Source organism: Streptomyces sp. NBC_00996, from assembly GCF_045162675.1.
In the GTDB taxonomy this organism is placed as follows: domain Bacteria; phylum Actinomycetota; class Actinomycetes; order Streptomycetales; family Streptomycetaceae; genus Streptomyces.
The window spans coordinates 3383848-3395981 of record NZ_CP108723.1 but is presented as its reverse complement, the minus strand read 5'-3'; the positions used below and the strand labels follow the sequence as shown (position 1 = coordinate 3395981).

The window sequence follows — 12134 nt, the reverse complement described above, 5'->3', positions numbered from 1 at the left end:
CAAGTAAGCGCGGGGAGGGCGCCCGGCCGGGGCTACGGTGGTGGACGTGATGGACGTCCGCCGCGCCGACGAGCGCTACCGCGGAGGGGACCCGGCGGCCGGGATCTCCTCGCTCCACGCCTTTTCCTTCGGCCCGCACTACGACCCGGACAACCTCCGCTTCGGCGCGGTGATCGCCTGCAACGAGGAGTGGCTCGCGCCGGGCGCGGGCTTCGACGAGCATCCGCACAGCCACACCGAGATCATCACGTGGGTGGTGGAGGGTGAGCTGACCCACCGGGACTCGGCCGGCCACGAGTCGGTGGTCCGCCCCGGCGACGTCCAGCGCCTCAGCTCGGCGAACGGCGTCCGCCACGTGGAGCGCAACGACGGCTCGGAACCACTCGCCTTCGTGCAGATGTGGCTGGCCCCGCTGGAGCCGGGCGGCGACCCGTCGTACGAGATCGTCCACGGCATCGCGGACTCCACTCCGTACGCGGTCCCCGAGGCGGGCGCCATGCTCCACGTACGCCGTCTGACGGCGGGGGAGCGGACGGCGGTGCCCGACGCGCCCTTCGTGTACGTCCATTGCGTCCGCGGTGAAGTCCGCCTGGACGGCGAGGAGCTGGGACCGGGCGACGCGGCCCGCATCACGGAGGCGAAGGATCTGGAGGCGCTGGCGGGTTCACCGGCGGAGCTGCTGCTGTGGGAGATGACGACGGGCTGACGCGACGTCACCTCTGCGGTCCCGTCCGGTGTCTCATCACCCCAGGCTGTCGAGTTCGCGCGTGAGGCGGGCTCCCTCGCGGGCCATGATCTCCGGGTCGCGCAGGGCGTTGGAGAGCAACGACATGCCCTGGTAGGCGCCGACGAGCGCCAGCGCGTGGCCCTCGGGGTCGGCCACGCCGATCCGGCGGTACTGCGCTTCCACCCACTCCAGCAGCAGGCGGATGACCCGGCCGGCCGTGAGGTCGAGGCCGCCCTCGGCCCGTTTGTCGAGCTCCGCGGCGAGGGTGCCGGTGGGGCAGCCGTAGCGGGCCGCGGTGTCCCGCTGGGAGACCCATGCGTCGACGAGTCCCTTGAGGCGTTCGCGCGGGTCGGCGAGCTGATCGAGCCGGCCGGTGAGGGTCTCGAGGTGGGAGGCGTGCTCGGAGAGGGCGGCCTCGACCAGCTCGTCCTTGGTCTTGAAGTAGTAGTACACGTTGCCCGCCGGGACCTCGGCGGCGCGGGCGATGTCGGCGATGGTCGTGCGCTCCACGCCCTGCTCGTGCAGGACCCGGGCGGCGGCCGCCGTCAGCTGCCGCCGCTTGCCGGCCGCCTTCGCCCGAGGGCCCCCGGGCTCTTTTGAGTCAGTCACCCGACTGACTATAGACAACGGAGGGCCGGACCGTGCTAGCGTCCTGTCCACGGAATTAGTCAGTCAACTGACTCACTAGGGAACCGGGGAGATCGACATGTTCGTAGTGACAGGGGCGACGGGGAACGTCGGGCAGGCGCTGGTACGGATGCTCACCGAGGCCCTGCTGCCGGTGACGGCGGTGGCCCGGCACATCACCGGGGCCGATGTACCGCCGGGAGTCCGCGCGGTGGCCGCCGACCTGGCCGAGCCGACCGGCCTCGGGGCCGCCTTCGAAGGCGGTGAGGCACTGTTCCTCCTGGTGGCGGGGGAGGACCCGCACGGCATCCTGGACGCGGCCAAGACCGCCGGGATCCGCAAGGTGGTGCTGCTGTCCTCACAGGGCGCGGCGACCCGCCCGGAGGCGTACCGGCACCCGGCCCGGTTCGAGGAGGCGGTACAGGAGTCCGGGCTGGACTGGACGGTCCTGAGGTCGGGCGGGATGGACACCAACGCCTTCGCGTGGGCCGAGTCGATCCGCACCGGGCGGGTGGCCGCGGCCCCGTTCGGCGAGGTCGGCCTGCCTTTCGTCGACCCCGACGACGTGGCCGCGGTCGCCGCCGCGGCCCTGCGGCAGGACGCTCATCTCGGGGCCACGTACACCCTGACCGGTCCCGCGGCGACCACACCGCGCGAGCGGGCGGCCGCGATCGCGACGGCCCTGGGCGAACCGGTGCGCTTCACCGAGCAGACCCGCGAGGAGGCCCACGCGCTGATGGCACGCTTCATGCCGCTGCCCGTGGTCGAGGGCACCCTCGCCATCCTGGGCCAGCCGACCGAGGACGAGCGGGGGGTCAGCTCCGACGTCGAGCGCGTCCTGGGCCGGGAGCCGGGCAGCTTCGCGGCATGGGCGGCGCGCAACGCCGGGGCTTTTCGGTGACGGTGCGGGGCGTCGTTGCCGTGGCTGAACCGATGTTCTTCGCCCCCTCCGCCCCTGCCCGTCCCGTTCCTGGGGGCTGCGCCCCCAGACCCCCCTAAAAGGTGCGCAGTTCCCCGCGCCCCTGGATCTCAGCCCCGCAGCTCCGTCAGTACGGCATCCGTGAACGGGGTCCACGCCTCCACCGCCCAGGGCCCGAAGGCCCGATCGGTCAGCGCGACACACGCGGCGCCCGCGTCCGGGTCGATCCACAGGAACGTGCCGGACTGCCCGAAGTGCCCGAAGGTCCGTGGTGAGGACGAACTCCCCGTCCAGTGGGGCGATTTGGAGTCGCGGATCTCGAAGCCGAGGCCCCAGTCGTTGGGGTTCTGGTGCCCGTACCCCGGCAGGACACCCTTCGTGCCGGGGTATTGAACGGTCATCGCCTCGGCGACCGTACGCGGGTCCAGGAGCCGCGGCGCCTGCACCTCGGCGGCGAACCGTACGAGGTCGTCGGCCGTCGAGACGCCGTCCTTGGCGGGCGAGCCGTCGAGCGTGGTGGAGGCCATGCCGAGCGGCCGCAGCACCGCCTGGCGCAGGTACTCCGCGAAGGGAATGTCCGTCGCCTTGGCGATGTGGTCCCCGAGCACCTCGAACCCGGCGTTCGAGTACAGCCGCCGCTCCCCGGGCGCGGACGTCACCCGGTGCTCGTCGAAGGCGAGCCCGGAGGTGTGCGCGAGGAGATGACGGACCGTCGAACCGGCAGGACCCGCCGGCTCGTCGAGCTCGATCGCTCCCTCCTCGTACGCGACGAGCGCGGCGTACGCGGCGAGCGGCTTGGTGACGGAGGCGAGCGGGAAGCGATGTGTCACGGGCCCATGGGTCCCGAGCACCGTGCCGTCCGCGCGGACGACGGCCGCCGCGGCCGTGGGAACGGGCCAGCTCTCGATCAGCGTCATGCTGTGCAAGGACATGCGTACGAGCCTAAGCGGCTCAGAGGTTCAGTCGCATCGAGGGGTCGGGCTTGCGCACGAATCCGAGGGAGGCGTAGAGCGGCTCGGCCTCGGCGGACGCGTTCAGGTCGACCTGGGCCACGCCCCGCTCGCGGAACCAGTCGAGGAGTGTCTCCATACAGGCGCGGGCGTAGCCGCGGCGCCGCGCGTCCGGATCGGTGGCGACGCTGAAGACGTGGCCCACCGCGCCGTGCGGATTGCCCGCCCGCCCGATCCGGTACTCCAGGGTCCCGGCGACGAGGGCCGCGAGCGCGTCCGGCCGGTCGGGGTGGTCGACGACGAAGGCCGCGAAGTTCCCGTCGGGTTCGGCGAGCTTGCCGCGTGTGGTCGGCAGTGACTCCGCGTGCCACTCGGCGGAGCCGTCCGCGGCGAAGACCGAATCGATCATCACCTGACGCAGCCGCAGCACTTCCTCGGCGTCCTCGGGCACGGCACGGCGTACGAGACTCATGATCCGCACGGTAGCCACCGCGGCCGGGCGGCGTCTCCGGAATTTCCCCGGATTCTGCTTGCTTGGAGTGCACTCCAAGGTTTTAGCGTGGGGGTCATGACGGTGATGGAGACCACGGCCGAGGCCACCGAGACCGGCACCAGGACCAGGGCCGACCTCTGCGCGGCGCCGCCCGACCGGCACCGGCGCCCGGACGGCCAGGACAACTACACGATCAGCGAGGTCGTCGCCTTCACCGGCCTCACCGCGCACACCCTGCGCTGGTACGAGCGCATCGGCCTGATGCCGCACATCGACCGCTCGCACACCGGCCAGCGCCGCTACAGCAACCGTGACCTGGACTGGCTGAGCCTCGTCGGCAAGCTCCGGCTGACCGGGATGCCGGTCGCCGACATGGTGCGGTACGCGGAACTGGTGCGCGAGGGCGACCAGACCTACGCCGCGCGCTACGAACTCCTGGAGGCGACCCGCCGGGACGTCAAGGCCCGGATCGCCGAGCTCCAGGACACGCTCGCGGTGCTCGACCACAAGATCAGCTTCTATGCGGACGCCGGGCGGGCCCTGGCGTCGGAAAGGCCGTGATGACGGACAGCGAGATCTCGACGGTGCGGCTCGGCGCAGGGGGCCCCGAGGTCGGCGTGCAGGGACTCGGCTGCATGGGCATGAGCTGGGCGTACGGCCCCTCGGACGCGGACGAGTCCCGGGCCACCCTGGAGCGGGCGCTCGAGCTGGGCGTCACGCTCTAACGACACCGCGGAGGGCTACGGCGGCGGCGAGAACGAGAAGTTCCTGTCGCCGTTCTTCAAGGCGCACCGGGACGAGGTCGTGATCGCGACGAAGTACGGCCTCAGGATCCCGGCGGACGACCGGACCAAGCGGATCATCCGCAACGACCCGCCGTACATCCGCCAGGCCGTCGAGGGCAGCCTCCAGCGGCTGGACGTCGACGTGATCGACCTCTACTACATGCACCGGCGCGATGTGAACGTGCCGATCGAGGAGAGCGTTTCGAACTTCGCCAGTTCGCGCAGCACGCGGTCCGCGCCGTCCGGCTCGCGTCAGCGCCGGGGCGGTGGCTCCTCTGGGGCCGACGGGCCGGGCGGCAGGGCGAGCTGCGGCCTGGGTCACAACTCCGCCAGCAGCTCTGCCTTCTTGGACGTGAACTCCTCGTCCGTCACCAGCCCCGCCTCGTGCAACTCCCCGAGATGCCGGATCCGTTCGGCGATGTCCGCCGGATCGCGGCGCGGCGCGGCTGCCGTAGGCAGCGCCCCGGAGCCGGAGACGCGCACCGCGGAGAGAACGGCGGCCGCGAACGGCAGCGACTCGTGCACCGGCCCGTAGCCGAGCCCGAAGACGACCGCCGCCGGATCCTGATCGGCCTGGGCGGGCTGCGCCGGCGCCGACTCACGGCGCAGCAGCCGCAGATGGCCCTCGAAGACCTCGGGAGAGCGCCACTCGACCCCGCTCAGATCGGCGACCGGGAAACTCTGGTCGCCGGCCTTCCACTTCGCGGAGGAGGCACCCGTCCAGAACCACCGGAAGGATACCGACTTGCCGTCGAAGGACGCCTTCCCGTCGTACGCCTTGAACTGCAGCGGTGCCTCGGGCGGGCTCACCAGGTAGCGCTCGGCGGGCTCGTCGTCCTCGGTGAGCTGCCCGCGCAGCTCGTCCGCGTAATACTCGGCGAGCGTCTCGCGCTCGGCGGGCAGCACGAGCCGATACGGATCGCACCCCTCCTTGAGCTGCCCCGCGGCCGCCTCCATCAGCGGATCGGCACCCGCTCGGGGCAGGGCACGCAGAACGACCGTGCCACGCTTCCCGGGCGTCAGCGTCACCGCCGCGATCGCCTCCAGGGGGATGCGGCGTTCGCCGAGCGCCTGGAACAGCTTCGGTGTCCGGATCCCCCGTTCGAAGCGGATGAGCACGGAGTCGGACTCGAACTCCCAGGCGGCATGAAATCCGGCCAGTACGTCACCCATGCGGGCCATCGTATGCGGCACGCAAGCCTCCGTCGCCTCCCTGGGCGGACCGCAGTTTTTCGCTCTCTACGCGCGTCAGCCCGACACGGTGCCGGACAAACCCGTCCGGCACGCGTCATCGTCGTGCGCGCACGTCACCGCGCGGTACGCACCAATGCCGATCTCCGCGAAGTTGCGGAGACTCTCCGTACCCGGCTCGAAATAGCCGGTGTGACCCTTCGAGTCCTTCGCCGACAGGACCCGCGCCCCGAATGCCTTCGACACCGGGTCGGCGCCGTGGCCGAGCCCTCCGACCTCCAGATTCGGTACGTCCGCGATCCAGTCGTCGGAGTCCCGCATCGCCCAGACCTGGGCCGAGGTGTGCAGGCCCGACGCCTTGTCGGCACGCATGCCGGGGCTGCCCGCCACCGCTATGTCGGAGACCCGGGAAGGCAGCGCATGGGCGGCGACCCCGCACAGGACCGAGCCGTAGCTGTGGCAGTACAGGGCCACCGGCGAGCTCCCCGGAAGCGCCCGCAGCAGCGCGTTCAGCCGGACCCCGCCCTCCTGGGCGCGCATGGCGGTGGCCGCGTCCATGCCGAGCCCGCTGGGTGCCGTGTAGTCGGCCCACGCGATCACGGCCGTACGCGTGCTCGGATCCGCCGCGCGTTCCGCCGCGTACAGCGAACGCGCCATGCCGACGGGCGCCGAGTACGGCTTGTTGGTGCGCTGGAAGTTGAGCAGATCGGTGTCGACGCCGGGCACCACGACCGAGATCCGCCGGGCCTTGTCGAGGCTGCCGAAGACCTCGGCGATCCGCCCCGTCCCCATGGGGTCGAAGGCGAGAATCTTGCGGCCCTTGTGCAGCAGCGCCTCGTAGCGGTGCATGCGTCGGCCCGCCTCGTTCTGACCGAGGGCCGAGAGCCGGTTGTCGTGCATGCGTTTGCGCTCGACCTTGCGCTGTTGGTCCAGGGCGATGCGGTTCGCCTTGTAGCGCAGGGTCACGGGCGCGCCGTTCATGTTGCCGACCGCGAGCGGGTAGCGGTGGGCGAGCCGGGAGCGCTGGTGGGCGTCGAGCGTGGCGAAGAAGCGGGCCAGTCGGCCGGGCGCGGAGTCCACGTCCGGGAGCCGGTGTCCGGCGAGGCTGCCGTGCTCCCACGCCGAGCGTGACGCTTGGAGCGGCGTCGCTGCCCGATGGCTGTTCAGCGCGGTCCAGCCACCGGTGGCCAGCATCACGAACACCACGGCCAGCGCGAGCAATGCGCGCCAAACGCTGAGTTGGGGGGATGGGTCGAAGGAAGTCACTGAGAGGACACCCTAGGAGAAGTGAGGTGCCTCCCGTTAAACGAGTGAGCGGTATCACGTTTCTGGTGGGGTAATTGGGTCAAAGCGGGTTCAGTTTGAGTTAAATGGTGACGCTCCGTGTGCGTCAACAGTCATTCGGTGCGCCGCTTTTCCCTGTCCGCATTCCCCTGTCCGCTCGGTGGTCGCCGCTCCCGACGGTGGTCACTCCGTACGCCACTTCTCCGCCAGTGCGGGCCCCACATGATCGAGATACGAGGCGGTCAGCTCGCGTATCGCCTCGACGCTGCTGTCCTCGCCCGCGCCCCACAGCCGGCCCGTGACGCGCATCACCCCGCCGAACACGGCCACCGCGACACGCGGTCGCGGGTCCGCGTCCACGTCGAGGCCCTCCCGCTCGACGATCACCAGGCTTCCCGCAACATCCGCCGGCGTGCGGAAGAGTTGTGGCGACGCGGGGCGCAGTCAACCGCCCCAGACCCACCCCCGACATTCGAGGGCGGGACCGGACGCAAGCGCAGCACCACAGCCAGTGGCGCCCGCTGTGCAAGCCCGCGACTTTAGTCCCGGGTCGCTGACGAGTTGATGATGGCGGGCTTCGGACACGGCACGCGCAGGTACCCCCGTTCACGTGGCCGTATGAGGTCACGGACCGGGCCGGATCGCGCGACCCTGGGCATCATCGGCCTCGTCTGCGCGATCGCCGGTTTCTTCACGCTGAGCATCATCCTCGGCCCACTGGCGATCGTCTGCGGCTGGCTGTCAATGGGCCGCCGCTGGACGGGCTCCCGCCCGTTGCCGGCCCTCATCGCCCTGATTCTGGGCGCGCTGGACACCCTCCTGGCCATCATGTGGCTGGCCGGCTCGACAGGCGCGGGCAACGGCTGGCTCTGACCGCGGCCATGTACACGGCCGTGGCCGCGTGCAGCCGCTACCGCTGTTCCCACCCGTCCCGCGGGCGGGACGGGTGGGAACAGCCACCAGCGCGGGTGCCGTTGCACCACACGTCCCCGGCACGGGGGCTGGGCTCGCGGGTAGGTCGCGCAGCCCGGCGCTGTACGGGGTGCCGCTGTGCCCACCCGTGCCGCCCCTGGCGGCACGCATGCCCACAGTTACGACGGCTGAGACGGCACCGGCGACCACAGCTACGACGACGGCTGGGACGACACCGGCGACCACAGCTACGACGACGGCTGGGACGGCACCGGCGACCACAGCTACGACGACGGCTGGGACGGCACCGGCGACCACAGCTACGACGACGGCCGGGACCGTGCCCGGCGCCCACAGCTACGACGAGGACGGCGCCCGGCTGCGACGGCTGGGATGGTGCCCAGCGCCCGCGGCTAGCGGGAGTGTTCCTCCGCAGCCCCCGGTACCGGGAGTGGCACTCCTGGAGGCGCCCCGCCGGACAGCGCGGCGACCTCCGCGCGCAGTGCGCGTACCTCCTCCGTGAGGGCCTCGATCGCGGCGGTCTGCCGGCGTTCCTCCACGTCGTCCTTGTCGAACCGGGAGATGAACCAGGCGGCGATGTTCGCGGTGACGACACCGAGAAGGGCGATGCCGGAGAGCATGAGCCCGACCGCGAGCATGCGGCCCAGGCCGGTCGTCGGCGCGTGATCCCCGTACCCCACCGTCGTCATCGTCGTGAACGACCACCACACCGCGTCGCCCAGCGTCTTGATGTTCCCGTTCGGCGAGTCCCGCTCCACGGACAGCACCGCCAGCGAGCCGAACATCAGCAGCCCGATCACCGCGCCCCCGACATACGTCGTCAGCCGGATCTGCGAGGCCATCCGTGCCCGCCGTCCCACCAGCATCAGCGTGGAGACCAGACGCAGCAGCCGCAGCGGCTGCAGGATCGGCAGGATCACCGCGCACAGGTCCAGCCAGTGGGTGCGGACGAAGTCCCGCCGCTGCCGGGCCAGCGTGAGCCGTACGAGATAGTCGGTGGCGAACGACCCCCACACCGTCCACTCCACGACCGTGCACGTGAGCGTCAGCGAACGGCTCGCGTCGCTGTCCACGATCGGCACGGCGTACGCGAGGGTGAAGGCCACCGCGAGCGCGAGCAGCGGCCGCTGGGTGTGCAGCTCCCAACGGGCCTGTGCCGATTCATCCTTCATGCCCGCATCGTAGAAAGAAAGCGGAGTGCCCGGAGACCCGACGACGGAGGGGCGGCGGGGCCTCATGACCCCGCCGCCCCTCACCCGTCGTACGTATGTCTACGCGTCGCCGCCCGCCGCGCCCGGGTCGGCCGCCGCCACCTCGAGCAGCTGGTAGCGGTCGATCGCCTGCTTCAGCACCGACCGGTCGACCTTGCCCTCGCGCGCGAGCTCGGTGAGCACCGCGACCACGATCGACTGCGCGTCGATGTGGAAGAAGCGCCGGGCCGCGCCGCGCGTGTCCGCGAAGCCGAAGCCGTCCGCGCCGAGGGACTGGTAAGTCCCCGGCACCCATCGCGAGATCTGGTCCGGAACCGATCGCATCCAGTCGGAGACGGCCACGAACGGGCCCTGGACCGCGGACAGCTTCTGCGTCACGTACGGGACGCGCTGCTCCTCCTCGGGGTGCAGCAGATTGTGCCGCTCCACCTCGACGGCCTCGCGCCGCAGCTCGTTCCAGGAGGTCGCCGACCAGACGTCCGCCCTGACGTTCCACTCCTCCGCGAGGATCTTCTGCGCCTCGATCGCCCACGGGACGGCGACACCGGACGCCATGATCTGCGCCGGGATCGATCCCGACGTGCCCTCGCTGAAGCGGTGGAGGCCCTTCAGGATGCCGTCCACGTCGACGTCCGACGGTTCGGCCGGGTGCTGGATCGGCTCGTTGTAGACGGTGAGGTAGTAGAAGACGTCTTCCGAGTCCGGACCGTACATCCGGCGCAGACCGTCCTGCACGATGTGCGCGATCTCGAAGCCGAACGCCGGGTCGTACGCGACACAGCCCGGGTTCGTCGAGGCGAGCAGCTGCGAGTGCCCGTCCGCGTGCTGGAGGCCCTCACCGGTCAGCGTCGTACGGCCGGCGGTCGCGCCGAGCACGAAACCGCGCGCCAGCTGGTCGGCCATCTGCCAGAACTGGTCGCCGGTGCGCTGGAAACCGAACATCGAGTAGAAGACGTAGACCGGGATCAGCGGCTCGCCGTGGGTGGCGTACGCCGAACCCGCGGCGATCAGCGAGGCCGTGCAGCCCGCCTCCGAGATGCCGTCGTGCAGCATCTGGCCGGTCGGCGACTCCTTGTAGGCGAGGAGCAGTTCGCGGTCCACCGACTCGTACTGCTGGCCGAGCGGGTTGTAGATCTTCGCGCTCGGGAAGAACGAGTCCATGCCGAAGGTGCGGTACTCGTCGGGCGCGATCAGCACGAAGCGCTTGCCGATCTCCTTGTCCCGCATGAGGTCCTTGAGGAGACGCACAAAGGCCATGGTCGTGGCGATGGACTGCTGACCCGAGCCCTTCTTCACGCTCGCGTACGTCTTGTCGTCCGGGAGGGCGAGCGGCTTCGACCGCACGACGCGCGTCGGGACGTACCCGCCGCACCCCTTGCGGCGGTCGTGCATGTACTGGATCTCCTCCGAGTCGCGGCCCGGGTGGTAGTACGGCGGCAGGCCGTCTTCCAGCTGCTTGTCCGTGATCGGCAGGTGCAGGCGGTCGCGGAAGCCCTTGAGGTCGGCGACCGTCAGCTTCTTCATCTGGTGCGTGGCGTTGCGGCCCTCGAAGTTCGGGCCGAGGGTCCAGCCCTTGACCGTCTGCGCCAGGATCACCGTCGGCTGGCCCCTGTGTTCCTTGGCCGCCGAGAACGCCGCGTAGATCTTCTTGTGGTCGTGACCGCCGCGGCCCAGGTGCAGGATCTGGTCGTCGGTCATGTTCTCGACCATGGCGCGCAGCCGGTGGTCGTCACCGAAGAAGTGCTGGCGGATGTACGCACCGGTCTCGGTGGCGTACGTCTGGAACTGTCCGTCGGGCGTGATGTTCAGCTTGTTGACGAGGATGCCGTCGCGGTCCTGGGCGAGCAGCGGGTCCCAACTGCGGTCCCAGACCAGCTTGATGACGTTCCATCCGGCACCCCGGAACTGCGACTCCAGCTCTTGGATGATCTTGCCGTTGCCGCGCACCGGGCCGTCGAGGCGCTGGAGGTTGCAGTTGACCACGAAGGTCAGGTTGTCCAGGCCTTCGCGCGCCGCGATCGACAGCTGGCCGAGCGACTCCGGCTCGTCCATCTCGCCGTCGCCGAGGAAGGCCCACACGTGGGACTTGGAGGTGTCCGCGATGCCACGCGCCTCCATGTACCGGTTCATCCGTGCCTGGAAGATCGCGCCGAGCGGGCCGAGGCCCATCGAGACGGTCGGGAACTCCCAGAAGTCCGGCATCGATCGCGGGTGCGGGTACGAGGACAGGCCGTACGGCGCCTTCGACTTCTCCTGGCGGAACGCGTCGAGCTGCTGCTCGGAGAGCCGGTCGAGGAGGAACGCGCGGGCGTAGATACCGGGCGACGCGTGTCCCTGGAAGAAGATCTGGTCGCCGCCGTCGCCCTCGTCCTTGCCCCGGAAGAAGTGGTTGAAGCCCACGTCGTAGAGCGAGGCGGAGGACGCGAAGGTCGCGATGTGGCCGCCGACCCCGATGCCGGGGCGCTGGGCCCTGGACACCATCACGGCCGCGTTCCAGCGGGTCGCGTTGAGGATCTTGCGCTCGATCTCCTCGTTGCCCGGGAAGAACGGCTCGTCCTTGGTGGCGATCGTGTTGACGTAGTCGGTGCTGCGCATCTCCGGCACGGCCACGCGCTTCTCGCGGGCCCGCTCGATGAGCCGCAGCATCAGATAGCGGGCCCGCTCACGGCCGCGCTGGTCGACGGCGGCGTCGAGGGAGTCGAGCCACTCCTGAGTCTCCTCAGGGTCGAAGTCCGGGACCTGGCTGGGAAGGCCGCCAATGATGATCGGGTTGCGATCGGATCCGGAAGCCACGCTGTTCCTTCGCTGTCAGAGGGCCACTTTGCTTTATGTCTGCACCGTTCCCCATCGTGTACCTAGGGGGCGGAATCGTCATCTCTACTACGGGGTAACCGAGACATTTCTGCAGACCGTTGGGACGGGCCCGACCAAAACGTAACGATACGCTGCACTCCATGACGCGTTCCGCAAAGTCGTTCGGGTCTCGTACGCTCCAAGGGTTCCGAAATTCACAA

At 70.2% G+C, this 12134-nt stretch carries 11 protein-coding genes and 2 pseudogenes; 5 read left to right on the top strand and 8 right to left on the bottom strand.

What is annotated here, in order from left to right; genetic code table 11:
• Window positions 1-49: 49 nt before the first annotated feature.
• Window positions 50-706: a pirin family protein gene (locus tag OG390_RS16095; protein ID WP_406177689.1), complete on the top strand. Its 657-nt coding sequence runs from the start codon at window positions 50-52 to the stop codon at window positions 704-706.
• 36 nt (window positions 707-742) lie between these two features.
• Here OG390_RS16095 and OG390_RS16090 read toward each other — a convergent pair whose 3' ends face one another.
• Complete coding sequence (locus OG390_RS16090; protein ID WP_406168549.1) at window positions 743-1336, bottom strand: TetR/AcrR family transcriptional regulator; 594 nt, start codon at window positions 1334-1336, stop codon at window positions 743-745.
• 97 nt (window positions 1337-1433) lie between these two features.
• On the opposite strand from OG390_RS16090, the gene OG390_RS16085 reads away from it, so the two are divergent.
• The gene (locus OG390_RS16085) at window positions 1434-2255 is read left to right on the top strand and encodes an NAD(P)H-binding protein (protein WP_406168547.1); all 822 of its coding nucleotides are present in this window, start codon (window positions 1434-1436) and stop codon (window positions 2253-2255) included.
• Between the two features lie 128 nt (window positions 2256-2383).
• Here the strand turns inward: OG390_RS16085 and OG390_RS16080 are convergent, their stop codons facing one another.
• Both OG390_RS16080 and OG390_RS16075 read right to left on the bottom strand, forming a co-directional pair.
• A complete protein-coding gene (locus OG390_RS16080) occupies window positions 2384-3205 on the bottom strand; it encodes a serine hydrolase domain-containing protein (protein WP_406168545.1) in 822 nt (273 codons plus the stop codon).
• 19 nt (window positions 3206-3224) lie between these two features.
• On the bottom strand, window positions 3225-3695 hold the full coding sequence (locus OG390_RS16075; RefSeq protein WP_406168543.1) for a GNAT family N-acetyltransferase: 471 nt from the start codon (window positions 3693-3695) through the stop codon (window positions 3225-3227).
• A gap of 96 nt (window positions 3696-3791) precedes the next feature.
• On the opposite strand from OG390_RS16075, the gene OG390_RS16070 reads away from it, so the two are divergent.
• Window positions 3792-4277, top strand: coding sequence for a MerR family transcriptional regulator (locus OG390_RS16070; protein ID WP_406168541.1), 486 nt, complete (start codon window positions 3792-3794; stop codon window positions 4275-4277).
• Window positions 4277-4715, top strand: a pseudogene (locus OG390_RS16065) (aldo/keto reductase); the annotation flags it as partial. The gene OG390_RS16070 and the pseudogene OG390_RS16065, both read left to right, overlap by 1 nt.
• Before the next feature lie 104 nt (window positions 4716-4819).
• Here OG390_RS16065 and OG390_RS16060 read toward each other — a convergent pair.
• From OG390_RS16060 to OG390_RS16050, 3 genes and pseudogenes are all read right to left on the bottom strand, one after another.
• Window positions 4820-5683: a DUF4429 domain-containing protein gene (locus OG390_RS16060; RefSeq protein ID WP_406177688.1), complete on the bottom strand. Its 864-nt coding sequence runs from the start codon at window positions 5681-5683 to the stop codon at window positions 4820-4822.
• Between the two features lie 66 nt (window positions 5684-5749).
• A complete protein-coding gene (locus OG390_RS16055; RefSeq protein ID WP_406168539.1) occupies window positions 5750-6958 on the bottom strand; it encodes an alpha/beta hydrolase in 1209 nt (402 codons plus the stop codon).
• A 201-nt stretch (window positions 6959-7159) separates the two neighbouring features.
• Window positions 7160-7363 (bottom strand): annotated as a pseudogene (locus OG390_RS16050) (TetR family transcriptional regulator); the annotation flags it as partial.
• A gap of 177 nt (window positions 7364-7540) precedes the next feature.
• Here OG390_RS16050 and OG390_RS16045 point away from each other — a divergent pair.
• Complete coding sequence (locus OG390_RS16045; RefSeq protein ID WP_406168537.1) at window positions 7541-7849, top strand: small hydrophobic protein; 309 nt, start codon at window positions 7541-7543, stop codon at window positions 7847-7849.
• Between the two features lie 452 nt (window positions 7850-8301).
• Here OG390_RS16045 and OG390_RS16040 read toward each other — a convergent pair whose 3' ends face one another.
• On the bottom strand, window positions 8302-9081 hold the full coding sequence (locus OG390_RS16040) for a potassium channel family protein (RefSeq protein ID WP_406168535.1): 780 nt from the start codon (window positions 9079-9081) through the stop codon (window positions 8302-8304).
• Window positions 9082-9180: 99 nt separating this feature from the next.
• Window positions 9181-11913: a pyruvate dehydrogenase (acetyl-transferring), homodimeric type gene (gene aceE, locus OG390_RS16035; protein ID WP_406168533.1), complete on the bottom strand. Its 2733-nt coding sequence runs from the start codon at window positions 11911-11913 to the stop codon at window positions 9181-9183.
• Window positions 11914-12134 lie beyond the last annotated feature (221 nt).